We start from the raw sequence: 25,486 nt of genomic DNA on the forward strand, positions 1-25,486 counted from the left end.
CTACATAATTTGCAATTATTTTCTTAAAATAATTTTAATACTTCTTTTGTCGTCACAATCGTAGCAAACTCTTCATGTAAATTTACAAGTGTCATATTGTGAATATCTTCTGCACTATACTCCTTACCATCTAAACCTTTACGGTTAAAAGTAGCCGTTGCATCACTCACTAAATATGTTGTAAATCCTAAATTCCCTGCCATTCGTGTTGTAGTTTCCACGCAATGATTTGTCGTTAATCCTACAACCACTACTGCATTACATTTGTTCTTTCTTAATTGCTCTTCTAAATTTGTCCCAATGAACGCGCTGTTAACGAATTTCTGAATAACCACTTCACCAAGTAGTGGTTGCACTTCTTCTTTAAAGTTTACCGTTTCCGCTCTCTCATAAAACATTGACTGAGCATTTTCTTTATTTACATGTTGAATATGAAAAACTGGTCGTTCCCTTTTTCTCCATTCTTCTAATAAAATTCTCATGTTTTCTTCAGCAAAAATATTATTTCTCTCGCCCCAATCTGGTAATTGAAATGCCTTTTGTACATCGATTATGATAAGTGCTATTTGATTTGTCATCATTTCCCCCTTAATTTGGCTGTAATTGAAATAGAAAACCAAGTTGTTGTGACGCAGTAATAAAGCAAACATAGGCGCAAAGCTCTACAATTTCTTTTTCTGTCCAATATTGTTTTAATACGTGAAACATAGTATCATCTATTGCTTTTCGGTCATGAACAAATGTATGCGCAAAAGTAACGGCTACACCAATCTCCTCTGCCTTTTGCATATCATCAGGTCTTCCTTTTGCCATACAGTACGGACATTCATTCCCATACGCTAATGTTCTTCTCACTTGCTCCTTCAACTCTGCTGAAAGAGTTCCTTTATTGTACAGTGTATCTTCTAACGTACTCCACGAATGTAATATATCCGAATTATGCCCTAATAACTTTTGAAACTTTGTATCTCCTACATTTGATAATGAAATTCTCTCCATCATTTCCCCTCCTATTTCCTTCTGTTTTATTGTAAAATAAATAACGTTCACTTTACATTTCATATGAATCTTAATTTATATTTTCCCTTTACAAAAATCATTATTTTACTGGAGGTATATTTACAAATGCAATTAGACCGTGTTGATCGAAAAATTTTAAATGAATTATATAATGATAGTCGCCTTTCGATGCGTGAATTGGCGAAACGAGTAAACTTATCTGCTCCATCTACTTCAGAACGTGTTCGTAAGCTCGAAAGCGAAGGTGTTATTCAAAAATACACAATCGATATTGATTATAAAAAAGCAGGACTCGTTTTAGATTGTATTTTAGAAATCACTTTAAAAAATGGTGATACAACACGTATGCAACAGTTTATTCAATCTTATCCATCTGCAAGTTTTTGTTACCGAGTAACAGGAAGCTTATGCTACATTGTAAAAATTTCTGTTCCTTCACTCGTTGAACTGGAAGAATTTATCAATGATGTTTCTTCATATGCAACGACCGTTTCTCATATCGTATTATCAGAAGTATCTCTTACTCCTGATATTGAACATATCTTCCCAGAAGATTAATTTATTTTTATTCATAAAATATAAAAAAAACCCTTACAATAAGAATAAAAATAATATATTATGTATTAAAATACATAAAGTTCGAGAAAGGGGCTTTACATTGAAAATCTGGTTTTATGAAAAAACGGCACAATTAGATGACTTGCTTGGTATTTGGGACAATGTTCCGACCATCCCACGAATTGGTGAAAAAGTGGAGATTTTAAAGACGGTCCGCACTGTTACAGATATTAAATATGTAAAGAACGGTAATAATTTTCGTGTAGAAATTATTACAAATTAAAAAGTAGCTCCTAAGGAGCTACTTTTTAATTATCTATTATGTGCTTTCTTTATAACGATTTTATCTTCTTCTACAGATACTGTTACATAATCATTTTCTTCTAACCGAAGCTTATTTACAGCCTCATCTGGTAACTCTATGGCCATCAATCTATCGGTTACGATCACTTGACTATACACTTCATTTTCTTGTGATGAACTCACTACTTTTTGCTCATTTATAAAACGTACGCGTGGCACGCCAACTTCTTTTACTGTACGCCATTGTTTCCAAACATAAGGAATTAACCAAAGTAATCCAACAACTGTAAGACCAATACCAATCCATAAATTACTTTGCGCTTGTAATTCAGTAATTGAGATTGTACCACTTTCTTCTCCACCGAAAAATTGCATACTTGTTGCAATCAAATTATTTAGAGCGTGCACAGCTATATTCGTCCATATATTTTGTGTCTTTATATATAAAAGACACATAACGACACCAAACATGAACGCACCAATAACATCAAAATGTCCTAAGCCAAAAATAATTGAAGATATAATTACAGCTTTTTTAATTCCCCATTTATAAGCCATTCGCTGTAAGAAAAATCCCCTAAAAATAACCTCTTCCATAATAGGTGCTAACACACATGCTGAAATGAAAGTAAATATCGTCATATATACGTTACTCGTATTAATAACATTTCCGTCTTCTAGCATAGTAACTAAGAAATTCGGTAACGTATGTGCTAATATGTAAAATTGAATCTGAGATATGCCAACTGAAAAAATCATTCCCATTATCGTTGCTAATACAATTAATCCCCAAGGTAAATGTCCTTGCTTATAAAAAAAACTGTTAAATACAATATTATTTTTATTTGTTTTTACGTATAGCCAAAGTAACGGAAATACAAAAAATACAGTTATTTGTGAAATAACCTCCATCGTATTCTCAGAAACATTTGCTAGACCTAATGGGATCATTATAAGGAGCACCCCTATAATCATCCATCCAAAAAAGCTACGTAGCCTTATACGTGAAAATGCATAGTGCATATAGAACACCCCCAAAGATAGTAAAAATACAATAAAACTTTAATCAATACTTTCCCTATAAATAGCAGGATAACTAAATTATAATATGAATATAGTTGAAATTCTTCCTATTTTTCTCAAATCATTTCAAACAGCATATCTCTTAAAATAACATATCGCTGTTCTTCAGATTGCAATCTAAGAGAAATTTATGTAATAAAAATCCCCGTTTTTACAAGCGGGGATTTCTTTTATTATAATACGTCACGTTTTTGGAATAATGCACTTGATGCTACAAGTAACACAACAAAGTATGCAGCTACAAGTAATAATGAAGTTGTAAACGTAAATTCTGTAAATGTTGGTTCCATTCCACCATTGATTAATTTATTACTATCGTAAGCTCTTAAATCCAAATGGTTGAATACTACAAACTTCGCTACACCTTTTGCAAGCATTATTAATACCATATTAATTGCACCTTGTAAGAAGAATAGGAACATCGTAATAATTAATGGTAATACAGATTTTCTAAAGACATTTGCTAGGAAAAATGCAAGTGTTGCAAAAAAGAACGGTGAAAGTAGTTGATATAAAGTGGACTTCATTACGATTCCTAATGTTAATTCTGTTTTACTACCATCCATTACAATACCGCCAATAATCATTGCAATTAGCATACCAGCTAATACGATAAATAACATTGCTAATAACACTGTAATATATTTAGAAAATAAAACTGCAAGTCTTTTTCTTGGACGGATTAACAATTGTTTAATTGTACCTTTTTGGAACTCATCAGTAAGAGTACGGGCAGCAAGTGTAATCCCAAAAATCGTTGTAAATAAAACAATTAAGCCAATCTCTGAGTTTGCATAATCTAAATATGACCCCTTAAACTCATCACCTTTTCCCCACTTCAACATTGCTAAAGTACCTAAAATTTCGAGTGCCGCAATGACACCAATTAAAATATACATACCTTTTTTCGCATGCAACTTTAAAAATTCATTTTGAATTAATTTAAACATTACGCTTTCACTCCCCCAGTAATCGCTAAGAACTCATCCTCTAACGTTTTATTTTGAACAGTAACGCCATATACAAGCACATCAGCATGAACAAGTTTTTTTACAAGTTGCGGAATGTTGTCTTTTGTTACAGATGCTACAATTACATTCCCTTTTGCTTTACCTTTAATGATTTCATTTGCTTTCTGAACTTCACCTACTTCAAACGCTACAACGGCTGCCTCATCATGTTTCACTTTTTTATGTAAGTTGTACTCTTGTACAAACTCACCTTGTTTAATAATAACGACGCGATCACACATTAATTCAATTTCACTCAATAAGTGACTTGATACGATTACAGCAATATTCTCTTCTTTCGCTAAACGTTGTAAATAATCACGAATTTGGCGAATACCAGCTGGATCTAATCCATTTGTCGGCTCATCTAAAATTAAGATTTTCGGCTGATGAAGTAATGCTTGTGCAATTCCTAAACGTTGTTTCATACCAAGTGAATATGTTTTCACCTTTTTATGAATCGCATGCTCTAATTCAACAAGCTTTACAATCTCAGCAATGCGCTCTTTACTAATTGGTGTAATGGCCATATTCGCAAAATGCTTTAAGTTTTGCATTCCTGTCATATAATCATATAGTTCAGGATTTTCTACAATCGCTCCAATTTGCTCTAGTGCCTTTTCACGCTCCGAGCGAATACTATGTCCACAAATTGTAATATCGCCCTCTGTCATTGAAATAAGACCTGTCATCATACGGATCGTCGTCGTCTTACCGCTACCGTTCGGCCCAAGAAATCCGTATACTTCTCCTTCACGAACCTCAAATGATAAACCACGAATAATTTCCGTTCCACCAATCTTTTTTCGAACATTCTCTAACTTTACTACTACGTTTCCCAATGCTGATTCCTCCTTTAGACTTCTAGTTTTTTATCGATAATATAAGCAATTACATATATTATTAGAGCACTAACCATTACCATGAAACTTATATTAAAAATGTTAAATCCATTTTCTTGAAACATATTAATAAATAGACTCTTGCTTTCACTATGATATTCTACTCTTCGCAATACTTGGAAAGCTGGAGCTAATTTTCCTAGCAAGGTTGTCGCTAAAGTAATCGCTATATTTATTACTAGAAAAATAATAACAATTAGTATATTTTGCGCCTTTTTCTTTTTCGTAAGTAACTTAACTAGAGTAATTACTAATATGATTTGTAACACACTAAACAAAAACTCAAATAAATCACTTATCATATATATTAAATTATTAATTATGCCTACTTGCATAATCTCTTTTGCCTCTACATATACAGAAGTCGTAGGAAAAGCTAATACATAACTTACGTAGAAAAGAATTCCACATATCCCATACCATATAGCCATTGCAATAAATGAGAAAATAAGCATAGAAATTACATATTGTTTCCCAGATATTGCTGTAAGTCGTAACATTGGATTAGTCAGTAAGCGTGAATATGATTTCATTGTTTGTATAAACATATAAACAATATAAAAGAAAAATATAATCATAATGATTCCAAATATACCCTCTTGTCTACTGATAGCCGCATCACTTTTTCTTACAATCATTTGTGAAAATAACACAGCTTCAATTAGCACAAAGAGTAAAAAAGTAACAATATATCTTTTCTTATTTACATTCCATAAATAGGAAAGTACTGACTTCACTTACTAAACACCTCCTTAAACAATTCATGAACTGCTTTTCCTCTCTGAAAACGAATTTCTTCTACATTTTCATATAGAACCATTTCTCCATCTTTTAAAAAGATCACTTCATCAAAAATATTTTCAATTTCATTTATTAAGTGAGTGGAAATTAATATCGTACAATCTTCCCTATAGAACTGTAGAATTAGATCCAATACATGTTCTCTAGAAAGAGGATCTATCCCGCCCAACGGCTCATCCAGTACGTATAGCTTCACTTTTCGAGAAAACGTTAAAATAATCTGCAGCTTCTCAACCATACCTTTTGACAATGCTGTAATTTTTTCTTCTAACGGTATTTTAAATTCTGCAATCGTATCTACCGCTTTTTGAATATCGAAGTCTTTATAAAAATCTCGGTAAAAAAATAAAGCATCTTTTACAGTCATCCAATCATCAAAGACTGGCTTATCGGACATAAATGAAACGATTTCTTTCGTCTGTAATCCTACCTTTTTGCCGTCTATTGTAATACTACCTTCAGAAGGGTGTTGCAAGCCTGCAATCATTTTCAATAACGTCGTTTTCCCGCTCCCGTTATCTCCAACAAGCCCAACGATTTTCCCTTCCGTAATCTCTATGTTTAATTCACGGATCACTGCTTTTAATCCGTATCTCTTCCATAAGTTTTCTATTTTCAATAGCTCTATCATTGGCTCTCCTCCCTCTTATCATGTAATGAAGAACGAAGAATTGTAAGAATTTCTTCTTCTGAAAAACCTAAATTGTCCATTCCATCTATAAAAGAATGAAGTAATTCTTTCGCCATCTCTTTTCGTAGCTCCATAATTTTCTCCCCTTCATTCGTTACATACCGTCCCATTCCTCTACGTGTGACAACAACTCCATCCCGTTCTAGCTCTTGAAATGTACGCTGAATCGTATTTGGATTCACTTGTAATTCACTCGCTAATTCACGGACAGAGGGAATTTTATCACCAGGCAATAAATGTCCTGTTACAATCTCTTTTTTTATGTATTCCATTACCTGAATGTAAATTGGTGTATTTGGAGAAAACTCTATTTTCATTTCTTCCCTCCTTTTGTATCGGTGTACTAGTTTAATAATACACTGATACAAAAGGTTTGTAAATACCCATTTAATTACAAAAAAGTTCTATCCGTTAACCGAATAGAACTTCCCAAATATAAATCGCTATACAAAAATAATAGTGTTATGTAAACAAAATTATAAAGAAAAGCTGTCTTATTAATCAATAAGACAGCTTTTCCTTATAATCCTATATTAAAAGTTAAACACGAAGTCATCGTCAGCTAACTTTTCAACGTTCGTTGCTTTTACGTAACCATTTCCTTTTACAGAGAAGAAATCATGGTTTTTCGTATCTGTACGTAAACCATTTAAAACGATTGGGTTAATTTCTTCTTCTTCAAACTTCGGCTCAAGTCCTAAGTTCATAAGCCCTTTATTTGCATTGTAACGAACGAAACGATTTACATCTTCTACAAGACCGATAGAAGTGTAAATTTCTTCTGTATAGGCCATTTCAATTTCATATAGTTCCATTAATAACTCTTGTGTTTCTTTTTGCACTTCTTGTTGCTCTTCTACAGAAAGTTCTGCGAAGATTTGTTGTGCTAAAATACCGACGAATACGCCGTGAATTGACTCATCCTTTACCTTCACATAAGTTCGCTACTCCTATGCCGTTTATACAGCTTACAGTTTCCTGTAAGAAGAGACTATATCATCTACCTTCTCAGGTAGCCCTCCATTTCGATTTAAGGGATTCTCACCCACCGCTTGGCCCTACTCCTCTTGCGGAATTTCACCGCCATTGGGATAGTCGTTGAACGTTCCTTTATCTACGTATCGCACCCACCACTGTTTATACAGTTTTCGATGTCTGATACTTCCGTACATGTTATCGCTAGATAAAGGCTTCGCTGCTGATTGCCCTATCAGCTATTCTCCTTTCCATCTATTGATAGTTAGAGAATAACCTGAATGCATATATTCATCAATAATAATACAGATAAATTTACAATAGGGGGTCCCAGCAATTAAAAGGGTTTTTCAATTGGTATCTCTACCAAAAGCCGCCATAAGTTAACGGATAATAAGGTTAATAATTTCACCACTTGCCGTCAGTTTACCTTGACCAGCTAAGTAAAGCGGATAGAAGAATCCACTATAGAATAAATAACTTTCTAAGAACACACTTGCTACCATTGCCATGTATAACTCTTTTTTCGTTACTTCAGGCTTTAGCAAACGACGATAGTAACCAGTAATAATACCGGCCTTTTTCTCAAGTAATGGATGAGTATCTACCCATTCAAAAATATCATCAATTTCTTCTTCAGTAGCTAACGTTGTAAAGATATGACTGTAACTCTTCGCATGAACTTCTTCCATAGCACCCATGAAAGCTAATACACTTTTCGCTTGTAAATTTTCAAGATGAACAAGTACAAGAGGCATACCTTCGCCGCCTTGTTTCGTATCTAAAAGTGTTAAACCACCTAATACACGCTTATAAGCAATCTGCTCTTCTTTTGATAATTGTGCCCAAGTATTTTTGTCAGAAGATACCGCGATTTCCTCTTCTGTCCAAAACTGAGCGATATTTTGCTTCCAAAACATTAAACTAAAATCATCTTCTTTTTTGTTCCAGTTTACCGCACGCATTAAATCGCCCCTTCTCTAAATATGATAACTAAGCATGAGCAGGGTTCAGAAAACCCTGCTCATCATGTCTCACTTTTTATATTAAACGGTACAAGCCACACACTCTTCCACGCTTAATTTACGTGTTCTCGTATAATACAGACTCTTTAAGCCTTTTTTATGTGCATAGATGTAGTAACGTGCTAATTCACGTGTTGAAATATCACTATTAACGTAAAGAATTGTACTAATTCCTTGGTCAATATGTTCTTGAATTTCTGCGATTAAATCAATTAATTTAAACTGATTCATATCGTAAGAAGATTTATAGTACCAGAACGTATCTTTTGATAAATACGGCATTGGATAATATGTTGTCGCATTCGCATATGTTCTTGATTCGATTTGACTTACGATCGGCATTACGCTTGAAGTTGCATTTTGAACGTAACTGATTGATTGTGTTGGAGCAATGGCAAGACGATATGAGTTGTATAAACCATTCTTCTGCACTTGCTCTTTTAAACTTGTCCAATCTTCTTTTGTCGGAATATGAATTCCTTCAAATAGTTGCTGAACTTTTTCAGTTACAGGACTGTAATCTGTCGTTTCATACTTTTCGAAGTATGTGCCATTCGCATAATCAGATTTATCGAAGTCTTTAAATGTCTCGCCTTTTTCTGTAGCGATTTCCATACTTTTCTCAATAGAATAGTAATTTAACATCATAAAGAATGTACGAGCGAATTCTTTCGCTTCTGCACTTTCATAAGCGATTTTATTTTTTGCTAAATATCCGTGTAAGTTCATTGCTCCAAGTCCAACTGAATGAAGCTCGTCATTTGCTTTTTTCACAGTTGGTGCATTCGGAATAATCGTCATATCAGAAACAGCTGTTAAAGCTTCCATTCCCGCATGAACTGCTTCACGAATTTCTTTATTTTCCATTACGTTTACGATATTTAACGATCCCAAGTTACAGTTAATATCACGACGGATAATGTCATCTGTACCGTAATCATTTATTTCTGAAGTTTCTTGAAGCTGGAAGATTTCTGTACATAAGTTCGACATCTTCACAGTTCCAATATCCTTCAATGGATGTTGATTATTTGCATTTGATTTAAACATTAAGTATGGGTAACCAGACTCAAGCTGAATCATAGCGATTTTAATAAGCATATCACGTGCACTAATATCTAGTGGCTTCTTCTTCACTTTCGGATTGCTCATTAATTCATCGTACATTTCATCAATGTCAATATCATCTAAATGCTTGCCATATTCTTTATAAACCGTATAAGGCGCGAAAACATGGAAAGGTTCGTTTTTCTCAGCAAGCTCAAAGAACTTACTTGGAACGATAATTCCGATTGATAGAGACTGAATACGGCTCTTCTCATCGGCATTTATTTTTTTTGTATCAAGGAATTCAATAATATCCCAATGGAAAATGTTTAAATATACTGCACCGGCACCTTTTCGTTGGCCAAGCTGATTCGCATATGAAAACGAATCTTCAAGCAATTTCATAACAGGTACTACGCCACTTGCAGCGTTGTCGATACCTTTAATTTGCTCACCACGTGCGCGTAGCTTAGATAAGTTTAAAGCTACTCCCCCGCCGATTTTTGATAATTGCATCGCAGTATTAATGTTAAAGCCAATTGAATTTAAGCTATCATCCATCTCTAACAAGAAACAAGACACCATTTCTCCTCTTCTGCTTCTTCCCGCATTTAAAAAGGTTGGTGTCGCTGGTTGGTAGTTTTGTTTTACAATCATGCTTGCGAATTGTCTTGCTTTCGAAACATCACCGCGTCCTAAGTATAATGAAACAATTGCTACACGATCTTCATAGCTTTCTAAGTATTGTTTTTGATCATTCGTTTTTAACGCATAATCTTTGTAGAACTTAGATGCTGCCATATAAGATTGGAACTCGAAGTTTTCACCATAAGCGATGTTATATACTTCCTCTACTTCCTCCAAGCTATACTCGTCCAGAACGTTGTAATAGTAATCATGTTCTTTCATATACTCCATTCGCTCTGCCACGCTATTAAAAGGAACGGTATTCTCTCTAGCTTCTTCCATAAAGACTTCTAATGCCTCTTTATCTTTATGAAGCTGATAAAAACCGTCCTGCATTTGCGTGATTTCATTATTCAGTTCAATGTGTCGCAATCTCCCGCACCCTTTCCTTAAAATATTCTACATCGTTATTTGTTCCAGATAACTCAAATTTTGATACAATAGGCACTTCATATTTAGTAGAAATCTTGTCAGCACTTGCACCGAACATGTCTCCCCAGTTACGATTGCCGCTTGCAGATACGCCTTTTAATTTTTCATTATTGCGCTCTAAAAAGTCTAAAACACGTTCTGGTACATTTCCAAAACCTGTTGTATACGTAATAAGAATAAAGTCTTCATCTATTACTAGATCTTCATCAATTTGAACGGCCGGCATATTTAATTTGTGAATGAAACGCTTCACGTTTCCTGTCATAGAATCATATGCAACTAACATTTCCGACCCTCCCTCTCAAATCTATATTCTCTATATGTTGTTCTTGATTTCTCTATATATTGTATTACGTTTCAAAATAAGACACAAGATATATGTATAAATTCTTTCTTTTTTTAACTTTTACTTTTCGACATGATAGCCGTTTTTTTTCAATACAATGACTATGAAACAACATTCTAAAACTCATGTCAATAAAGTGCTTTTCAAAAAAGTTGTCAACGAATTTAACCTTATTTTTAAAAAAGTTAACAATATATTTTGTCATAAAACGGTAGATGCTGAAGAAATATATTTCTCCAGCATTACGCAAAAAAGAACAGATATGAAACTATAATCTGCTCTAAAAAACGATTACATTTATCAAATTTACCTTATTAAATATATTATACATATACTTTCGTTTTTCGTTACATACTAAAAGATAACTATTATAGAAAAAGATTATTATTATGGAACTTCAATTTATTTATGAAAAGTTTATTCAGAGTACTCAATGCGCAAAATATCTTTTACAAATATATGATGTGGATTTTCATCTTTATCCAGCATTGTACATACAGGAGCCTCTTCATCAAAGTATACAATCAGTCCTTCTACGTACTGATATGTATGTTGAACTTGTACAGTTACTTTAATTTCTATTGCTTCTTCATATGCTCTTTTTATTTTCTGAAGCATTTTTGCTGAACATTTTCGTTTCTCTGGATACATAACCATTCCCATAAATCGATTGCCGGCTCTATCTTTCCACATATAATCCCAATGTGGTAAAATGCCTTGTTTAAAATCGCCCATAATTCCCCTCTCCTTTATCTTTTATTTATCCCGCATTAAACGTCCATTTGGTGAAGGCTACTAATCAGTGAGAGATGCCCTGCTGATCAAAATTCTCCTTTATGAACGTGGCGTTTCTGAATATGTATAAATCACTTGCCCGCCTCGCTGTGCGTTACCAATGAAATGCTTAAAGTCTTCTCTATTTACAACAACTTCTCTGAACGTATAAAATACATCTTTCGTAACAACATACTCCTTTATTTCACCATTTTTTAGCTGATCTAAAATTGTATTTGCTAATTCTTTATCCATGTATTTCACCTCTCTGCAATATTTTATTTTATCTTATATTCTATAGGTCAACAACTGTAAATTTATCCCGCTATTTGTAGGTAGTCCGATTGGTGTTGACTACTAATCAGTCGTAGAATGAACAAAAAATCTTACTGATTAACGTTTCACTTTATCTCGTTGTTATGCCATGATTTTATTTTCGTTATTTCGCAAACAATATTGTTTTACTATATGTCCACTAAATATCATATACTAACATAGCTACTTCTCTATATCAAACATTTCGGCATTCAATTATGCAAAGTTCCATACCACTATGCTACAATATACAAATAGAACTAGGAGGGATACTATGATTCGGAAAGCAAAAAAGACAGATGCGATGGCAATAGCTCCTTTATTGTATAATGCTCTGCATGAAATTGCTGAAAAAATCACAGGTAGCACAGTTGAAGCAGAAGTATTACTAGGACTTGAGACATGGTTCTCAAAAGAAAATAACCGTCTGAGCTACGAAAACTGTTTTGTCTATGAACAAGACGAGAGTGCAGTTGGAATTATTGTCGCTTATCACGGTAGTGAAGCAACACAGCTTGACGCACCAATTGTACATCACTTAAGAGCATTACATAAAGATGAATCAATTACGTTAGAAAAAGAAGCTGAGCTTGATGAGTATTACATTGATACATTATCAGTTTCAAGTGCACACGGCGGAAAAGGTATAGGTTCTAAATTAATTGAAGCTGCCGAAATCTATGCAACTGAAAAAGGGCATAAAAAAATCGCTTTACTTGTTAATTTAGAAAACAAACGCGCCTATTCACTATACGAAAAGTTAGGTTATAAAAAAGATGAAATTGTTATGCTAGTAGGGGAACCTTATGCTCATCTCGTAAAACCATTAAACGTCAAAATTTCTATATCTTAACATAAAAGCACACGATTTATATAAATCGTGTGCTTTTATGTTAAATTTGTATTTAATATATTTCCATCCATCGCCTCGTGAAACGTATATGTTGTACATCCCCATGGCTCTCTGTGCAAAATAGGAGAACCAGACCATCCCATCGCTCTCAGTTCGGCACCAATCATTACATTCACATAATTATGACCTACAAGAGCTATACTTCCATGTACGAGAGCATAACGATGTAACAGGTAAGCCGCTTGCCTTACCCTCTCTCTTACTTCCTTATAAGACTCAACATCTTTATGGTAGCCAAGTATCCATAATGTTCGTCCAATGAACATCCATACCTTAATTGTGCATTTCAACCACTTCGGAGCAAAAAAGCATGAAGGAACTTCAGCTTCTCTAAAAAGAGAATTTTGCATAAAAGATAAAGAATCCGTCAATTCAGCTGCTGATTGTACAGCACGCCTTTGATCACTTGTTAAGACAAATTTCGCTGCTTCAATTGCCTCTATTGTTTCTATCGGCATTTTAGCTTTTTGTATCATTGACTCGGAATCATACTGTTTCATCCATTCGTGAAATGAATTAATTGTCATCGGTTCTCTTATACGACTTAAACAACCATGACGAATAAAAGAAATCTTCATTCTTTTCACTCTCCATTCATCACTTATGAACTCTATTATGCACTAGTTCTAAACATCATACCACGCAAGAAAATAAAGTTATATCCCTTTACATCTCCCCACCACTATCATGTGTTATCGAAGCATGGATACCATCCATCCCATCAAAATATGTACTCGTATCATATTGACGAATCTTTTTTAAATGCATATAAGAAAATAAAAATAAAATTAAAGCTATAACACTCCCCACAAATTCAAACATCATTTTACCGCCTCTAATTTCTCCCACTTCAGCAGGTTATTCTACTTTTTCATTATACCTCGATATAAAGATTCTCGCATTTTTGCTATTTTTTCTAAAAAACATGGATTTTCTACATATTTTCTTACAAAAAGTGAATATTTTTCGAATTTTTACTTTGGAAACATTTACAAAGTAGGAAATATGGTTCAAAATAGGAGGAAATAAAAAAACCCAAATTTATTCTTTTTTTGGGAAAACTGTAACAAGGAGAGTTGCTTATGCAGATCGCAGAAACTGGAGATATCATCGAATTTAAAGGTGGAATGCAAGGCCGTGTTCAAAAAGTAAATCAAAACTCTGTTATTGTTGATATAACAATTATGAAGAATTTTAGAGAACTAGATATGGAACCTCTTACAGTTGTAAGTCATAAAAACTATACTGTCATTAATCAAAATGCATAATATAATAGAAAGAAAGGGCCTGTATAGTATACAGGCCCTTTCTTTCTATTAACGATTATCAATTGTTTCCGGATATAGATCGTGGTTCATCATGCGGTAGTCAGCCATTTGTTCATACTTCGTACCTGGGCGCCCGTAGTTGCAGTATGGATCAATTGAAATGCCACCACGTGGTGTGAATTTCCCCCATACCTCAATATAACGCGGATCCATTAATTTAATTAAATCGTTCATAATAACGTTCATACAATCTTCGTGGAAATCACCATGATTGCGGAAACTAAATAAATACAACTTTAAAGATTTACTCTCTACCATTTTTTGCTCTGGAATATAGCTAATATAAATTGTTGCAAAATCTGGTTGTCCTGTTTTCGGGCATAAACTTGTAAATTCAGGACAATTGAATTTTACAAAATAATCACGGTTTGGATGATTATTATCAAATACCTCTAATATTTCTGGGCTATATTCAAATAAATATTTTGTATTTTGATTCCCTAGTAATGTTACATCTTTTAAATCTTCATCTAATCTTCCTGTCATTTTAAACATCCCTTCTCGTTATACGCCGCGCTTATTTCCCCATACTAACGCATGAAGCTGAGGCAATACTTTTGCATCATTCATCTCTTTACAATTTACAGCTTTATCAATCAGCCATTCATACTTATCTAATAAATTTTTTATAAGCATCGCATCATCCACTGTTTTTGTATCATCGTTTCCTACTTGTAAGAAAAATGGTACCTTTGGATAACGTTCGTGCATCTTAACTGCATATTCAAAATCATGATCATCGAATACTACTACTTTTAAACTAATATCTTTTCCTGCTAGTTTCTGAATAATAGCATCTAACTTATGAAAATCTGTTTTCATCGTTGAACTTGGTGGTTTTGGAGAAATTGTTACCTCATCAATTTGAAGTAACCAATCTTGCCATTTACTCCCTTGCGTTTCAATTGCCGTTCGCATTCCATTTTCTTTTAATATAGAAAGAAGAAACTCAATATTTTTCAGCAATGCCGGATTTCCACCTGAAATCGTAACATGAGAAAAATTTTCTCCTCCAATTGCAACAAGCTCATCCCAAATATCTTCTGGTGTCATCTGTCTAATTTGATCTTTAGCTGATCCATCCCACGTAAAAGCAGAATCACACCAAGCACAGCTATAATCACAACCAGCTGTACGGATAAACATTGTTTTTTGCCCTACAACCATTCCTTCACCTTGAATAGTCGGACCGAATATTTCTAAGACAGGGATTTTACTCATCAAGCATCCACTCCCGTCTTACTTCCGCATAACTAGTCGGCGTCTCAAATAGACGAACAAATTCAACGCGAGCTCCTTTATATTCGTTCACTCGATTCTCTTTTGTTAGTGCTTCTGCCATCTTTTCATAAATCCAAACGACCATATTTTCAGCAGTCGTATTCATTGCAGGTAACGTTTCGTTTAAATAACGATGATCTAGATAAATTTCGATTTCATTTTTCCAAATTTCTTTTATATCTCCAAAGTCAATTGCAAGACCTATTTCATTTACATATCCACTAATTCCAAATACAACTTTATATGTGTGACCGTGTAAGTTTTTACATTTCCCTTCATAACAGTGTAAATGGTGTGCTGCATCAAATGTAAATTCCTTGCTGACCATTACTCTTTTATTATGGTATTTGAGTTGTTTACGCTGAATATCCTTGTCCATTTTTTGCAAATTCTCTACGATGCGAAATCCAAAAAAGTTATCCATTAGTTATTCGCTCCTTCGCGTTCTTGTAGGTACGTATCTAATCCTGCTTTACGAAGTTGACATGCTGGACATTCACCGCAACCATCACCAATGATTCCGTTATAACATGTTAATGTTTTTTCTCGAACAAACTCAAATGCTCCAAGTTCATCTGATAATTTCCATGTTTCAGCCTTATCAATCCACATAAGTGGCGTGTGAATGACAAACGGGTAATCCATAGATAAATTTAAAGTAACATTTAACGATTTCACAAACACGTCACGGCAGTCTGGATAACCACTGAAATCAGTTTCACATACACCCGTTACAATATGACGTGCTCCAACTTGTTTTGCTAATACAGCAGCAAATGATAAGAAGAGTAAATTTCGTCCATCTACAAATGTCGATGGCAATTCACCTTCTTCATGTGTAATCTCCATATCCGTTCTCGTTAACGCATTTGGAGCAAGTTGATTTAATAGACTCATATCTAGTACCGTATGCTTTATTCCTAGTTCTTTTGCAATTTCCGCTGCACAATCAATTTCTAGCTTATGACGTTGATTGTAATTAAACGTTACAGCTTCTACCTCTGCAAACTGCTCTATTGCCCAAAATAAACATGTCGTACTATCTTGTCCTCCACTAAAAACAACAACTGCTTTTTCTTTTTTCATTTCACTCATTCTCCTTCTCTACTATAAATAAGAAGAAAGAACGTTCTTGAACTGTCACAATAAAAAAACAAAACAATACCTAAGGATATTGTTGTTTCCATAGTTTTTTATAGAGGGAGTTCGCGAACCTCTCCCGCGCGATGCACGGAATTTCTTCTTTCATTGACACAGCTTATTGTAACATATTGTATACTAGCGTAAAAATTTCTGATTTTTCCGCTATTTATTATTTCATTTCTTTCATTTTATAGTATGATTAATTTAATCTAAGAAGAGAGGAGGCATCCCACTGAAATCCTTTATTATTTATCTCTTTTTAAATATATTATTCATCCTGATTACAATGCTCGTATATCATTTATTTTGGAATCAAAAAGGGAAACGCTCTCCTAAATTAAATTCAGCTATATTCATTGTACTCTGTTGCCTTGCTACCGTACTCTGTATTACATTTGCAGCAAAAACAAATAATGGTTTTCAATTTGATATGCGCCATATTGTATTAATTGTCGGTACATTAACGGGAGGGCCTATTGCTGGTGGTTCTATCTTAGTTGTATTAAACATATATCGCTTATTATTAGGTGGGGTAGGTGTTTTCCCATCTCTTATCGGTTCTGTTCTTCTATTTATTGTTCTATTATTAACATATAAATTTTTCAATCGAACTTCTAATCGTATAAAAATAACACTTGCTATTATCTACAGTCTCACATACGGATTTAGTTGGATACCCTTCTTCCTTTCAAAGGTTACAAATAAGACTGATTATATACCGCATATTATTGTGTATGAATTATGTTCAATGCTTGGTACGATTCTAATTCTATATTTACTACACATATTACAAACTCAAGTTCGTCTCCAAAACGAACTTATAAATGCTGAAAAGTTTCATTTAATTGGTGAAATGGCAGCGTCTATCTCTCATGAAATTCGCAATCCATTAACTTCAACGAAAGGTTTTTTACAACTGTTACAATCAGGTACATGCACTGAGCAGGAACGAAAATTATATATCGACATTGCCATTAATGGCATCGAACAAGCAAATCATGTTCTTACAGATTATTTAACCTTTGCTAAACCAAGCATTGAAAAAGAACAAACATTACAGTTAGAAGAAGAATTACTACATGCATTGTCGTTAATTACACCACTTGCTAATTTAACAAATGTACGTACTCATTATATAAAGCAAAGCACTTCTTTTTTTATCGTTGGAGAAAAGCAAAAACTAAATCAATGTTTATTAAATATTTTAAAAAATTGCATTGAGGCTATGCCAAAAGGCGGTGATCTTTATTTCACATTAGTTCCTGATCATAAGCATATTCAGTTATATATAAAAGATACAGGAGTCGGTATGGATTCAGAACAAGTAAAACGTCTTGGCTCTCCTTTTTATTCAACGAAAGAAAAAGGTACTGGACTTGGAATGATGGTCGTATTCAGTGTTGTTCAAGCTATGAATGGAAAAATTGATATTATAAGTGAAAAAGGAATCGGTACAACCTTTTTATTAACTTTTCCACTCATACAAAAAACGTGATGAAATACTCATCACGTTTTTTCTGTTCCTTCAACTAATTCAGCAAAAGCTTTCACTTTTCCGTGCGGTTGTTGATTTTCTTTACGTGCTTTCCAGGCGCGCTCTTCTTCTCGCTTCTTTTTAGACATGTTTTTTCAACTCCTTCTTTTCTTTCTCCATGTAGTATTCCAAAATAAGAAAGAAAACTATGCACGTATCAAAAAAGAAGTGGTTTCCCACTTCTTCCACTTTAGCGTTGCAAAATTGCATGTTTCGCCTCTTTTAACTGCGTAAGATGTCTTTGTTCATGCAAATCAAGAAATTGAACCCATTGATACAAATTCAGATCATTAAAAACAGGATGCTTTAATCCATTTTCAAATAAATCTTTTTCATCTATAACACTATGAAGCGCGTGTAATAGTTCTTGGCGTGAATGTTCTAGCAATTGAATTCCTTGCTGTTTTTTCATTAAAGTTTCTGTTGGTTGCATTTGCTGAGGAGCTTCTCGTTTATGTGTGCGATCAAGCGTAAGTTGGAGGTCTTTAAATGGAGTCATGTTTCTTTCCTTTTTTTGTAAAGCATATACAAGGGCAGACGTGACAGATTGTTCAACTAAATGCAAGTGGTGTAAAATTTGAATAATGCTCCATTTATCACGGCGTGGCTTTACATTCACTTCTGTGTCATTTAACATTTCAATTTCTGATAATAGCGTGCTTCGAGTAGACTGTAATGAGTTTACTAAACTTTCTAAACTTACATCCATATTAGATTGAAGCATACTTGTTCCCCCCTTTTGTTTGTGAAAAGAGGTGCTCCTTATTAGAAACACCTCTTTAGTATTCTGAATTTTCTTTTATTATCTCATCATTTTCCCATTATGTCGATGTTAAACATGTGAAAAAAAGCGCATGTTTTTTACAATTTTGTGTCGTCAATCGCATGTAACCATGCTTCAATTTCTGTAATAACACTTTTCACACAGCCTTCAGCAAATGGTGATGTTAAATTTGCAACTTCTACTAATTCTAAGAACGATTTACTTCCACCTTGTTGGCACAGATTCACATAATCTTCCCAAGCCTCTTGTCTATTATCTCTTGCACGTTTCCAAAATTGTAGCGCACAGATTTGAGCAAGCGTGTAATCAATATAATAGAACGGCGAACTATAAATATGTCCTTGACGTTGCCAAAAACCACCGCGCTCTAAATAATCATTATCCTCATAATCACGATGCGGTAAATATTTCTTCTCTATGTTACGCCATGCTGTCTTACGCTCTTCCGGTGATGCTTCAGGATTTTCATATACATAATGTTGATATTCGTCAACAGATACACCATAAGGTAAAAACAGGAGTGCTGAACTTAAGTGAGAGAAGTAATATTTATCTGCATCTTCTTCAAAGAATAGCTTCATCCATGGCCATGTAAAGAATTCCATACTCATAGAGTGGATTTCACATGCCTCATATGTTGGCCAATTATATTCTGGAATTTCAAATTTACGACTTTCATATACTTGGAAAGCATGACCTGCTTCATGTGTTAATACATCAATGTCACCAGATGTTCCATTGAAGTTTGAGAAAATAAATGGCGCTTTATAATTCTCAATATATGTACAATATCCGCCACCAGCTTTTCCTTTTTTCGCAACTAAATCTAATAAATCATTATCTAGCATGAAATTGAAAAATTCATCTGTTTCAACCGATAACTCTTTATACATTGTCTTTCCATGATCAACAATCCAATCCGCATCTCCTTTTGGAGTTGGGTTACCTGTAGCAAACTCAAAGTTTTCGTCGTAATAAGCTAACTTCTCTACACCGATACGTGCTTGTTGTCGCTTTCTTAATTCCGTTGTAACGGGAACGATATAATCTAGCACTTGCTGACGGTAATTAGCCACCATCTCCGCATTATAATCTGTACGGTACATTCTTGCATATCCAAGTTCAACAAAGTTTTTGAAACCTAAAGATTTTGCGATTTTCGTTCTCACTTTAACAAGCTCATCATAAATACGATCTAGTTCTTCCTCATTTCCAGCTAAAAATCCGTAGTATGCTTCACTTGCTGCTTTACGTTCGCTTCTTTCTTTTCCTTGCATAAACGGAATCAGTTGCGATAACGTTCTTTCTTCTCCAGCAAAGTCAATTTTTGCAGATGCTAATAACTGTGTATATTGCGATGATAATTTATTTTCTAATTGTAAATCTTTCACGACTTCATCTGAATATGTTTTTAAATCACATTCTGCTAGAGCAAATAATTGTTTTCCATAATACGCCTCTAATTCTTCACGAAATGGAGAATTAATGAGTGCCTTATAATATTTTGTACCATATCCTTGTACAACTGGAGAGAATTCATCAAAGAAATCCTGCTCCTCCTTATAAAAAGTATCCGTCGTATCAACAGAATGGCGAATGTAACAAAGGTTTCCCATTGTACCAAAATCGTTGCGAATCTCATTAATTGAATGAATGACTTGTTTTTGTTCTTCTACAGTTTTTGCGTTATCAAACTTCTCTAAAGCAACAGTAAATTTCTCTTTTAACTCTTCAATATTTGGGCGTTTATATTCATAGTCTTTAAATGACATGAACGAGCCTCCTCTCCATTACATACCTTTATTATAATTCAATACGTATTCTCGAATCCCCTCTTAATTTTCAACAAATTTCGGCAGTGACTGCCATGAGTTCATTACAAATAAAAAAGCCTTGGATTTATTTATCCAAAGCTCCTTTGGAACATATTATTTTTCATACTTCCCAATTTTTTTTAATAAATCAAGTAATTCATCTTTTTCATCTTTCGTTAACATTTCAAAAGACTGATGTATAACTTTCTCATGCCCCGGAAAAATAGAAGCAATAAAGTTCTCGCCAGACTCAGTTAATTGCGCGTAAATAACACGTCTGTCATTCGGACATGGGATTCTCTTTACTAATCCCTTTTTCTCCAACTTATCTACAACATATGTAATGCTGCCACTAGCTATTAAAATGCGCTCACCAATTTGCTGGAGTGGTTGACCGCCTTTATGATATAGCAGTTCTAATACAGCAAATTCAGTTGGATTTAACCCGTTACTTTGTATAGATTTATTTGTAGTATCCATAACAGAACGATGTACACGAGATAATGCAATAAATACTTTTAAAGATTGAGAAATATCTTCTCGTTCATTATTTGATGTCATACAACTTTCAACCCTTCACTTAAATTCTCAGCAATAAAAAGAAAATACCACTTCATACTTCATGTGAATTCCGAATGAGCATTCACTCATCCATTTCCTCTCCCCTAATATATTAAAAATCATTCTTGAATAAAAACATGACAATTTTAACATAGTTTATATATAATGATAATAAAAAAAGAAGGAGTACCACATTTGAAAGTCAAATTCCAAAGCATAATTATATATATATTGCTTGTTATCCTACCGACAATAGGGATTGGTGCTACATTTTATTCGTATCATACATATAAAATGAAACAGGAAAACAAATTATCTGCTCATACAGTTCTCTTTTTATATAGAGATTATTTGGATCATCATCTTGGTGAAGCAATTTCTGCTTTAGACATGCTTGCAAAAGTTGTAGGCACCGAGACTGGTAATATAAATGGCATTAAACAAATTGTACATGATACAGATGGAAACGATGCACGCTTTTCTGGTCTATATTACGCTACACCAGAAGGAGTCATTACAATCGCATCTGAAGATGAATCAAAGCCTATAGATGTTTCAGACCGTAAATATATTCAAGACGCGCTCCAAACTAAAAAAACCACTGTATCATCAGTCATTACTGATCGCGTTCTTGGACATAAAGCTATTATGATTGCTGCCCCCATATTTAATAAACAGAAGGAGCTCTCAGGATTATTATTAGCTAGTTTACGCTTTGATTACATTTCCTCTTCTTTAAATGCCATTAAACCACAATACCATTTTGAGGTAACTGATAAACATGATGTAGTTTTTCTAACCGATGATAATAACGACACAAGTGATACGCATTCTAATATGCTTACTACCCCACTCCAAAGATTAAATTGGAAGGTCTCTGTTTCTCCATTACCCATTCATCAAAAAACCTTATACCAGTGGGTTGCAATAGAGTGTATAGCTACTTTATTTTTAATGTCTATTTTATTTTTGCTTGCTCAATATATATTGTTAAAACGTCAAACAAAACTTGAAAGACAACAAAATGAACTACAGAAAATTGAATTAGTTGGAACTTTTGCAGCGAGTACAGCACACGAAATCCGTAATCCTCTTACTGGAATTAAAGGACTCGTCGCTCTATTAAAAGAGAAATATAAAGATGAACAAGATCAGTTCTACTTTTCCGTAATTGAACAAGAAATAGAGCGAATCAATGAAATTGTAAGTGAATTTCTTATTCTAGGAAAGCCAACCGCCATCATCGAACAAACATATGATGTAAGAACAATTCTAAATGAGGTAGCATTAATTATTCAATCTGAGGCGAATTTACATAACATTGTATTCCATTTACATTTGCCAGACCATCCTGTTCATATCCGTTGTTCGAAAGACCATATGAAACAAGTGGTTTTAAACATTACCAAAAATGCAATTGAGGCCATGACTTCTAATGATACACTAACCATTGTAGTAAAAAACAATGAAACACACGCACAACTGCATATTACAGATACTGGAAAAGGGATTCCGCAACATATTCAAAAACACCTCTTTCATCCGTTCTTTACTAATAAAGATACTGGAACAGGTCTTGGACTTGTCATATGTAAACGAATTGTAGAGATGTATAATGGGCATATTTTTATCGACAGTACAGAAAATGAAGGAACGACAGTTCATATCGAAATTCCGTTACACATAGTATAATTATCCTTATCCTATAAGGGTAATTATACTTATTTCATAAAACCAGCCACAAGCATTCGCCAAAAATTATTTGATTTTCCTTCATACCCGATTTGGAAAATAGGTATTTTTATAATTGAAAACCATTTCGGTGTTTGTTTTTCTTTATAACATTGATATTGTAAAATAAGCTTGTCCAATTCTTGACTAACTTGAATTGTCTCCCTACTATTTAGCCCACTTGTTAATCCTAGTTGAATCATTTCTTCACGTTTCATATGAATATCACGTGAAAGCTTTTCTAATGTGTACTTCCTTTTTACAGTAAACATCCATATCCCCCTTATTATACTTCCATGCTCTTAACTTCACTTCTCCATTGACTTGTTTAACTACTTAATCATATGCAAATTTGAAGAATCAGAAAATTTAACATTTTCTCCCTGTAATTTACAAATCTTTACCCTCACTTTGAGAATTATTACAAATTATTCTATCTTTGTAAATACATTCGCAATAATAGACATTTTTTTCATCTTCTTTTTTTATAAATTCTACGTAAACCGGGGATTCTTAATTTTCCACCTACTTTTCTTCGACATTTTTTGTTTAATTTATATAAAAAAGCAAAACATAATGATGATTGATAAAGTGAAACTTTAATCAGTGTTTTTTTGTTCAGCCCCCACTGATAATTAGCATTCACCAATCGGGTAGGCAGTGAATCTCCCACCTATCCAGCCCAATGTTGAGGTGGGAGTCTTACTACCCACAAATAGCAGGATAACAATAGAAAGGAAATATTTATATGCGAAAATATACGATTGCATTATTCATCATTGTTTTGTTTTTACCGTCTTTCTTATTTCCTATTCAAGCAAATGCTCATACGAATAAAGTTGCTATTGTCATTGATGATTTCGGTAATAATATGAAGGGGACTAATCAAATGTTATCACTTCCCATTCCACTCACTGTTGCTGTTATGCCTTTTCTTCCTTCCACAAAAGAAGACGCAATAGCTGCCCATAAGAAAGGACATGAAGTTATTATACATATGCCAATGGAACCTATAAAAGGTAAAAAAGAATGGCTTGGGCCGAAAGCAATTACAACTGATTTAAGCGATGAAGAAATAAACAACCGACTTGAACAAGCGATTCAAGAAGTACCGCATGCAATTGGAATGAACAATCATATGGGGTCAAAAGTAACAGCGGATGAAAGAATTGTTCGCCTTATACTTGCTGCTTGTAAAAAACACGGTTTATTTTACTTAGATAGTAAAACGAATCCTAATAGTGTCGTCCCAAAAATCGGAAAAGAATTAGGAGTTCCTATTATTGAAAACCAACTATTTTTTGATGATGTATATACAGCAGGGCATATTTCAAAACAAGCCCAATTACTCATCAAAAAAATTCAAGAAAAACCTATTGTGGTAGCTATCGGGCATGTGGGCCCCCCAGGTGAAATTACATCACGCGTTATTGAAACTTCTATCCCTAAAATTCGTGAGCATGCAGACTTTATTTTCTTATCTGATCTAGCATTATCCCCGCCTCCTGTTTCAAAATAAAGTTCATTACTCACATATAATCAGCCCTCACCAATTGGGCTTTTACAGGTAACACCCGCCCACCTAACTTCTTTGCTTTCACCAAATTTTGAGGCGAAGATCTTACTGCCCACAAATAGTGGGACAAAAAAGTACCTATCTATATATAACAGATAGGTACTTTTCTTTTTAACTTAAATATAATCTACGTGACTCACTCTGAATCCTTTTTTCTCTATTTTTCCGATTAATTGCTTTAATTTTGTTTCATCTAACTCATCTGATATATTTACAATAACGCGGCGGATATATTGATCACCGTTATCTAGCGTAAATAGGCCACCGATATTATATGCTTTTAACAATGTCCCAAGCTCTTTAATCGTTCCCTTACAATCTTGTGTTGCAATTGTTAATATATAACCACCTGTTCGCATACCAAATGAATCTTCAATAACATCAAATATATTCGAATGCGTTAACATACCGACAAATTCATTATAATCATTTAGCACGGCTAAAAACGGAAGCCGACGAATTACATAAAAGGCTCTGAAGAAGGAATCCTTTTCAAAAATAAATGCATTGGAATCGTCGAGCATATCCCCTGCACTTACATGCTCTAATCCGCTATTGCATTTTTTTTCTAATAAATCTACTTTATAAATAATCCCCGTGAATTTCTTCTCATCTTCTGCTAATACCGGGATGGCTCGAAATCCCGTTTCGTTCATCATTTGCAGTGCCTCTTCACCAGAATCATTTATTTTGCAAAATGTTACTTGCTGCTTTGGCAGAAAATGATATTTAACTCGCAAAATATGTTCCTCCTTACATGTCAACATGTAATCTATATATAATAAGGAGACCTATATTTTATGAGTGAAATTATTTTTAAAACGCTTTCATTTATTTATTAACTTGTAGCTA

Annotated in this window: 32 protein-coding genes, 3 pseudogenes and 1 riboswitch; of the genes and pseudogenes, 8 read left to right on the forward strand and 27 right to left on the reverse strand. The window is 33.9% G+C overall.

Going from position 1 to position 25,486, the window contains the following annotated elements:
• Positions 1–23 precede the first annotated feature (23 nt).
• Both ACTFR8_RS07355 and ACTFR8_RS07360 read right to left on the reverse strand, forming a co-directional pair.
• Positions 24–578 (reverse strand): cysteine hydrolase family protein, encoded by a 555-nt coding sequence (locus ACTFR8_RS07355; protein ID WP_000184430.1) that lies wholly within the window; start codon positions 576–578, stop codon positions 24–26.
• 10 nt (positions 579–588) lie between these two features.
• Entirely contained in the window at positions 589–999 is a 411-nt protein-coding gene (locus tag ACTFR8_RS07360; RefSeq protein ID WP_000439753.1) for a carboxymuconolactone decarboxylase family protein, read from the reverse strand.
• A gap of 126 nt (positions 1,000–1,125) precedes the next feature.
• Here ACTFR8_RS07360 and ACTFR8_RS07365 point away from each other — a divergent pair, with 126 nt between their 5' ends.
• Entirely contained in the window at positions 1,126–1,578 is a 453-nt protein-coding gene (locus ACTFR8_RS07365) for an Lrp/AsnC family transcriptional regulator (RefSeq protein WP_001175505.1), read from the forward strand.
• A 100-nt stretch (positions 1,579–1,678) separates the two neighbouring features.
• Positions 1,679–1,861, forward strand: coding sequence for a DUF3913 family protein (locus ACTFR8_RS07370; RefSeq protein WP_000707107.1), 183 nt, complete (start codon positions 1,679–1,681; stop codon positions 1,859–1,861).
• Between the two features lie 29 nt (positions 1,862–1,890).
• On the opposite strand, the gene ACTFR8_RS07375 is transcribed toward ACTFR8_RS07370, so the two are convergent.
• From ACTFR8_RS07375 to nrdI, 11 genes and pseudogenes are all read right to left on the reverse strand, one after another.
• On the reverse strand, positions 1,891–2,904 hold the full coding sequence (locus ACTFR8_RS07375; protein WP_000558819.1) for a CPBP family intramembrane glutamic endopeptidase: 1,014 nt from the start codon (positions 2,902–2,904) through the stop codon (positions 1,891–1,893).
• Positions 2,905–3,137: 233 nt separating this feature from the next.
• Positions 3,138–3,914, reverse strand: a complete 777-nt coding sequence (locus tag ACTFR8_RS07380; RefSeq protein ID WP_000475429.1) for an ABC transporter permease — start codon at positions 3,912–3,914, stop codon at positions 3,138–3,140.
• On the reverse strand, positions 3,914–4,816 hold the full coding sequence (locus tag ACTFR8_RS07385) for an ABC transporter ATP-binding protein (protein ID WP_252209901.1): 903 nt from the start codon (positions 4,814–4,816) through the stop codon (positions 3,914–3,916). Before ACTFR8_RS07385 ends, ACTFR8_RS07380 begins: the two co-directional genes overlap by 1 nt.
• Positions 4,817–4,830: 14 nt before the next feature.
• On the reverse strand, positions 4,831–5,613 hold the full coding sequence (locus ACTFR8_RS07390) for a hypothetical protein (protein ID WP_000843923.1): 783 nt from the start codon (positions 5,611–5,613) through the stop codon (positions 4,831–4,833).
• Positions 5,610–6,308 (reverse strand): ABC transporter ATP-binding protein, encoded by a 699-nt coding sequence (locus tag ACTFR8_RS07395; protein ID WP_000571496.1) that lies wholly within the window; start codon positions 6,306–6,308, stop codon positions 5,610–5,612. Before ACTFR8_RS07395 ends, ACTFR8_RS07390 begins: the two co-directional genes overlap by 4 nt.
• The gene (locus tag ACTFR8_RS07400) at positions 6,305–6,685 is read right to left on the reverse strand and encodes a GntR family transcriptional regulator (protein ID WP_000687512.1); all 381 of its coding nucleotides are present in this window, start codon (positions 6,683–6,685) and stop codon (positions 6,305–6,307) included. Before ACTFR8_RS07400 ends, ACTFR8_RS07395 begins: the two co-directional genes overlap by 4 nt.
• 216 nt (positions 6,686–6,901) lie before the next feature.
• Positions 6,902–7,297, reverse strand: a pseudogene (locus ACTFR8_RS07405) (ribonucleotide-diphosphate reductase subunit beta); the annotation flags it as partial.
• Positions 7,298–7,426: 129 nt separating this feature from the next.
• A pseudogene (locus ACTFR8_RS07410) lies at positions 7,427–7,528 on the reverse strand (nuclease); the annotation flags it as partial.
• A gap of 201 nt (positions 7,529–7,729) precedes the next feature.
• A pseudogene (locus tag ACTFR8_RS07415) lies at positions 7,730–8,308 on the reverse strand (ribonucleotide-diphosphate reductase subunit beta); the annotation flags it as partial.
• Between the two features lie 81 nt (positions 8,309–8,389).
• A complete protein-coding gene (nrdE, locus tag ACTFR8_RS07420; RefSeq protein ID WP_001215839.1) occupies positions 8,390–10,474 on the reverse strand; it encodes a class 1b ribonucleoside-diphosphate reductase subunit alpha in 2,085 nt (694 codons plus the stop codon).
• Complete coding sequence (gene nrdI / locus ACTFR8_RS07425) at positions 10,461–10,820, reverse strand: class Ib ribonucleoside-diphosphate reductase assembly flavoprotein NrdI (RefSeq protein ID WP_000959447.1); 360 nt, start codon at positions 10,818–10,820, stop codon at positions 10,461–10,463. The genes nrdE and nrdI overlap by 14 nt, the downstream gene beginning before the upstream one ends.
• A 157-nt stretch (positions 10,821–10,977) precedes the next feature.
• On the opposite strand from nrdI, the gene ACTFR8_RS07430 reads away from it, so the two are divergent.
• Positions 10,978–11,154, forward strand: a complete 177-nt coding sequence (locus tag ACTFR8_RS07430) for a hypothetical protein (RefSeq protein ID WP_170953017.1) — start codon at positions 10,978–10,980, stop codon at positions 11,152–11,154.
• Between the two features lie 143 nt (positions 11,155–11,297).
• On the opposite strand, the gene ACTFR8_RS07435 is transcribed toward ACTFR8_RS07430, so the two are convergent.
• Together ACTFR8_RS07435 and ACTFR8_RS07440 are read right to left on the reverse strand one after the other, a co-directional pair.
• Positions 11,298–11,615, reverse strand: a complete 318-nt coding sequence (locus tag ACTFR8_RS07435; RefSeq protein ID WP_000502197.1) for a hypothetical protein — start codon at positions 11,613–11,615, stop codon at positions 11,298–11,300.
• A 99-nt stretch (positions 11,616–11,714) separates the two neighbouring features.
• The gene (locus ACTFR8_RS07440; RefSeq protein WP_000356684.1) at positions 11,715–11,909 is read right to left on the reverse strand and encodes a hypothetical protein; all 195 of its coding nucleotides are present in this window, start codon (positions 11,907–11,909) and stop codon (positions 11,715–11,717) included.
• A gap of 334 nt (positions 11,910–12,243) precedes the next feature.
• Here ACTFR8_RS07440 and ACTFR8_RS07445 point away from each other — a divergent pair, with 334 nt between their 5' ends.
• Positions 12,244–12,822 carry a GNAT family N-acetyltransferase gene (locus ACTFR8_RS07445; protein ID WP_000619548.1) on the forward strand — a complete coding sequence of 193 codons (579 nt, stop codon included), beginning with the start codon at positions 12,244–12,246 and terminating at the stop codon, positions 12,820–12,822.
• A gap of 35 nt (positions 12,823–12,857) precedes the next feature.
• Here the strand turns inward: ACTFR8_RS07445 and ACTFR8_RS07450 are convergent, their stop codons facing one another.
• Positions 12,858–13,460 (reverse strand): phosphoglycerate mutase, encoded by a 603-nt coding sequence (locus tag ACTFR8_RS07450; protein WP_000703098.1) that lies wholly within the window; start codon positions 13,458–13,460, stop codon positions 12,858–12,860.
• Positions 13,461–13,548: 88 nt separating this feature from the next.
• Positions 13,549–13,704: a hypothetical protein gene (locus ACTFR8_RS07455; RefSeq protein ID WP_000461432.1), complete on the reverse strand. Its 156-nt coding sequence runs from the start codon at positions 13,702–13,704 to the stop codon at positions 13,549–13,551.
• A 260-nt stretch (positions 13,705–13,964) separates the two neighbouring features.
• Here ACTFR8_RS07455 and ACTFR8_RS07460 point away from each other — a divergent pair, with 260 nt between their 5' ends.
• Positions 13,965–14,150, forward strand: a complete 186-nt coding sequence (locus ACTFR8_RS07460) for a YkvS family protein (protein WP_001165082.1) — start codon at positions 13,965–13,967, stop codon at positions 14,148–14,150.
• 48 nt (positions 14,151–14,198) lie between these two features.
• Here the strand turns inward: ACTFR8_RS07460 and queF are convergent, their stop codons facing one another.
• The 4 genes from queF to queC are packed head-to-tail and all read right to left on the reverse strand — an operon-like array spanning position 14,199 to position 16,577.
• Complete coding sequence (queF, locus tag ACTFR8_RS07465) at positions 14,199–14,696, reverse strand: preQ(1) synthase (protein WP_001986050.1); 498 nt, start codon at positions 14,694–14,696, stop codon at positions 14,199–14,201.
• Between the two features lie 18 nt (positions 14,697–14,714).
• Positions 14,715–15,431, reverse strand: coding sequence for a 7-carboxy-7-deazaguanine synthase QueE (gene queE, locus ACTFR8_RS07470; RefSeq protein ID WP_000036298.1), 717 nt, complete (start codon positions 15,429–15,431; stop codon positions 14,715–14,717).
• Complete coding sequence (queD, locus tag ACTFR8_RS07475) at positions 15,424–15,915, reverse strand: 6-carboxytetrahydropterin synthase QueD (protein WP_000368414.1); 492 nt, start codon at positions 15,913–15,915, stop codon at positions 15,424–15,426. The genes queE and queD overlap by 8 nt, the downstream gene beginning before the upstream one ends.
• Positions 15,915–16,577, reverse strand: coding sequence for a 7-cyano-7-deazaguanine synthase QueC (gene queC / locus ACTFR8_RS07480; protein ID WP_000711595.1), 663 nt, complete (start codon positions 16,575–16,577; stop codon positions 15,915–15,917). Before queC ends, queD begins: the two co-directional genes overlap by 1 nt.
• A 93-nt stretch (positions 16,578–16,670) precedes the next feature.
• A riboswitch (PreQ1 riboswitch) is annotated at positions 16,671–16,714 on the reverse strand.
• Between the two features lie 206 nt (positions 16,715–16,920).
• Here queC and kinB point away from each other — a divergent pair.
• Positions 16,921–18,129 (forward strand): sporulation sensor histidine kinase KinB, encoded by a 1,209-nt coding sequence (gene kinB / locus ACTFR8_RS07485; protein ID WP_000964157.1) that lies wholly within the window; start codon positions 16,921–16,923, stop codon positions 18,127–18,129.
• 11 nt (positions 18,130–18,140) lie between these two features.
• Here kinB and ACTFR8_RS07490 read toward each other — a convergent pair whose 3' ends face one another.
• The 4 genes from ACTFR8_RS07490 to ACTFR8_RS07505 all read right to left on the reverse strand — a co-directional run bounded on the left by ACTFR8_RS07490 (position 18,141) and on the right by ACTFR8_RS07505 (position 21,327).
• Positions 18,141–18,257, reverse strand: a complete 117-nt coding sequence (locus ACTFR8_RS07490) for a DUF6254 family protein (RefSeq protein ID WP_000038355.1) — start codon at positions 18,255–18,257, stop codon at positions 18,141–18,143.
• Positions 18,258–18,358: 101 nt separating this feature from the next.
• Positions 18,359–18,892 (reverse strand): DinB family protein, encoded by a 534-nt coding sequence (locus ACTFR8_RS07495; RefSeq protein WP_000941970.1) that lies wholly within the window; start codon positions 18,890–18,892, stop codon positions 18,359–18,361.
• A gap of 137 nt (positions 18,893–19,029) precedes the next feature.
• Positions 19,030–20,724 (reverse strand): M3 family oligoendopeptidase, encoded by a 1,695-nt coding sequence (locus ACTFR8_RS07500; RefSeq protein ID WP_000008578.1) that lies wholly within the window; start codon positions 20,722–20,724, stop codon positions 19,030–19,032.
• Positions 20,725–20,880: 156 nt separating this feature from the next.
• Positions 20,881–21,327, reverse strand: a complete 447-nt coding sequence (locus ACTFR8_RS07505; protein WP_000203336.1) for a MarR family winged helix-turn-helix transcriptional regulator — start codon at positions 21,325–21,327, stop codon at positions 20,881–20,883.
• A gap of 195 nt (positions 21,328–21,522) precedes the next feature.
• Between ACTFR8_RS07505 and ACTFR8_RS07510 the strand changes: the two genes are divergently transcribed.
• The gene (locus tag ACTFR8_RS07510; protein ID WP_000865052.1) at positions 21,523–23,019 is read left to right on the forward strand and encodes a DUF3149 domain-containing protein; all 1,497 of its coding nucleotides are present in this window, start codon (positions 21,523–21,525) and stop codon (positions 23,017–23,019) included.
• A gap of 29 nt (positions 23,020–23,048) precedes the next feature.
• On the opposite strand, the gene ACTFR8_RS07515 is transcribed toward ACTFR8_RS07510, so the two are convergent.
• Complete coding sequence (locus tag ACTFR8_RS07515) at positions 23,049–23,330, reverse strand: aspartyl-phosphate phosphatase Spo0E family protein (RefSeq protein WP_000495536.1); 282 nt, start codon at positions 23,328–23,330, stop codon at positions 23,049–23,051.
• A gap of 476 nt (positions 23,331–23,806) precedes the next feature.
• Here ACTFR8_RS07515 and ACTFR8_RS07520 point away from each other — a divergent pair, with 476 nt between their 5' ends.
• Positions 23,807–24,577, forward strand: coding sequence for a divergent polysaccharide deacetylase family protein (locus ACTFR8_RS07520; protein ID WP_100619536.1), 771 nt, complete (start codon positions 23,807–23,809; stop codon positions 24,575–24,577).
• 173 nt (positions 24,578–24,750) lie between these two features.
• On the opposite strand, the gene cbpA is transcribed toward ACTFR8_RS07520, so the two are convergent.
• Positions 24,751–25,374: a cyclic di-AMP binding protein CbpA gene (gene cbpA, locus ACTFR8_RS07525; RefSeq protein ID WP_001264207.1), complete on the reverse strand. Its 624-nt coding sequence runs from the start codon at positions 25,372–25,374 to the stop codon at positions 24,751–24,753.
• Positions 25,375–25,486 lie beyond the last annotated feature (112 nt).

This window comes from Bacillus cereus group sp. MYBK15-3, assembly GCF_051916765.1.
In the GTDB taxonomy this organism is placed as follows: domain Bacteria; phylum Bacillota; class Bacilli; order Bacillales; family Bacillaceae_G; genus Bacillus_A; species Bacillus_A cereus.

What these genes read in the sequence shown, in the direction of transcription:
- ACTFR8_RS07355 (WP_000184430.1), bottom strand. Translation starts at nt 578, where the DNA reads ATGACAAATCAAATAGCACTTATCATAATCGATGTACAAAAGGCATTT.
- ACTFR8_RS07360 (WP_000439753.1), bottom strand. Translation starts at nt 999, where the DNA reads ATGGAGAGAATTTCATTATCAAATGTAGGAGATACAAAGTTTCAAAAG.
- ACTFR8_RS07365 (WP_001175505.1), top strand. Translation starts at nt 1,126, where the DNA reads ATGCAATTAGACCGTGTTGATCGAAAAATTTTAAATGAATTATATAAT.
- ACTFR8_RS07375 (WP_000558819.1), bottom strand. Translation starts at nt 2,904, where the DNA reads ATGCACTATGCATTTTCACGTATAAGGCTACGTAGCTTTTTTGGATGG.
- ACTFR8_RS07380 (WP_000475429.1), bottom strand. Translation starts at nt 3,914, where the DNA reads ATGTTTAAATTAATTCAAAATGAATTTTTAAAGTTGCATGCGAAAAAA.
- ACTFR8_RS07395 (WP_000571496.1), bottom strand. Translation starts at nt 6,308, where the DNA reads ATGATAGAGCTATTGAAAATAGAAAACTTATGGAAGAGATACGGATTA.
- ACTFR8_RS07400 (WP_000687512.1), bottom strand. Translation starts at nt 6,685, where the DNA reads ATGAAAATAGAGTTTTCTCCAAATACACCAATTTACATTCAGGTAATG.
- nrdI (WP_000959447.1), bottom strand. Translation starts at nt 10,820, where the DNA reads ATGTTAGTTGCATATGATTCTATGACAGGAAACGTGAAGCGTTTCATT.
- ACTFR8_RS07430 (WP_170953017.1), top strand. Translation starts at nt 10,978, where the DNA reads ATGACTATGAAACAACATTCTAAAACTCATGTCAATAAAGTGCTTTTC.
- ACTFR8_RS07435 (WP_000502197.1), bottom strand. Translation starts at nt 11,615, where the DNA reads ATGGGCGATTTTAAACAAGGCATTTTACCACATTGGGATTATATGTGG.
- ACTFR8_RS07440 (WP_000356684.1), bottom strand. Translation starts at nt 11,909, where the DNA reads ATGGATAAAGAATTAGCAAATACAATTTTAGATCAGCTAAAAAATGGT.
- ACTFR8_RS07445 (WP_000619548.1), top strand. Translation starts at nt 12,244, where the DNA reads ATGATTCGGAAAGCAAAAAAGACAGATGCGATGGCAATAGCTCCTTTA.
- ACTFR8_RS07450 (WP_000703098.1), bottom strand. Translation starts at nt 13,460, where the DNA reads ATGAAGATTTCTTTTATTCGTCATGGTTGTTTAAGTCGTATAAGAGAA.
- ACTFR8_RS07455 (WP_000461432.1), bottom strand. Translation starts at nt 13,704, where the DNA reads ATGTTTGAATTTGTGGGGAGTGTTATAGCTTTAATTTTATTTTTATTT.
- ACTFR8_RS07460 (WP_001165082.1), top strand. Translation starts at nt 13,965, where the DNA reads ATGCAGATCGCAGAAACTGGAGATATCATCGAATTTAAAGGTGGAATG.
- queF (WP_001986050.1), bottom strand. Translation starts at nt 14,696, where the DNA reads ATGACAGGAAGATTAGATGAAGATTTAAAAGATGTAACATTACTAGGG.
- queE (WP_000036298.1), bottom strand. Translation starts at nt 15,431, where the DNA reads ATGAGTAAAATCCCTGTCTTAGAAATATTCGGTCCGACTATTCAAGGT.
- queD (WP_000368414.1), bottom strand. Translation starts at nt 15,915, where the DNA reads ATGGATAACTTTTTTGGATTTCGCATCGTAGAGAATTTGCAAAAAATG.
- queC (WP_000711595.1), bottom strand. Translation starts at nt 16,577, where the DNA reads ATGAAAAAAGAAAAAGCAGTTGTTGTTTTTAGTGGAGGACAAGATAGT.
- kinB (WP_000964157.1), top strand. Translation starts at nt 16,921, where the DNA reads ATGCTCGTATATCATTTATTTTGGAATCAAAAAGGGAAACGCTCTCCT.
- ACTFR8_RS07490 (WP_000038355.1), bottom strand. Translation starts at nt 18,257, where the DNA reads ATGTCTAAAAAGAAGCGAGAAGAAGAGCGCGCCTGGAAAGCACGTAAA.
- ACTFR8_RS07495 (WP_000941970.1), bottom strand. Translation starts at nt 18,892, where the DNA reads ATGCTTCAATCTAATATGGATGTAAGTTTAGAAAGTTTAGTAAACTCA.
- ACTFR8_RS07500 (WP_000008578.1), bottom strand. Translation starts at nt 20,724, where the DNA reads ATGTCATTTAAAGACTATGAATATAAACGCCCAAATATTGAAGAGTTA.
- ACTFR8_RS07505 (WP_000203336.1), bottom strand. Translation starts at nt 21,327, where the DNA reads ATGACATCAAATAATGAACGAGAAGATATTTCTCAATCTTTAAAAGTA.
- ACTFR8_RS07515 (WP_000495536.1), bottom strand. Translation starts at nt 23,330, where the DNA reads ATGTTTACTGTAAAAAGGAAGTACACATTAGAAAAGCTTTCACGTGAT.
- ACTFR8_RS07520 (WP_100619536.1), top strand. Translation starts at nt 23,807, where the DNA reads ATGCGAAAATATACGATTGCATTATTCATCATTGTTTTGTTTTTACCG.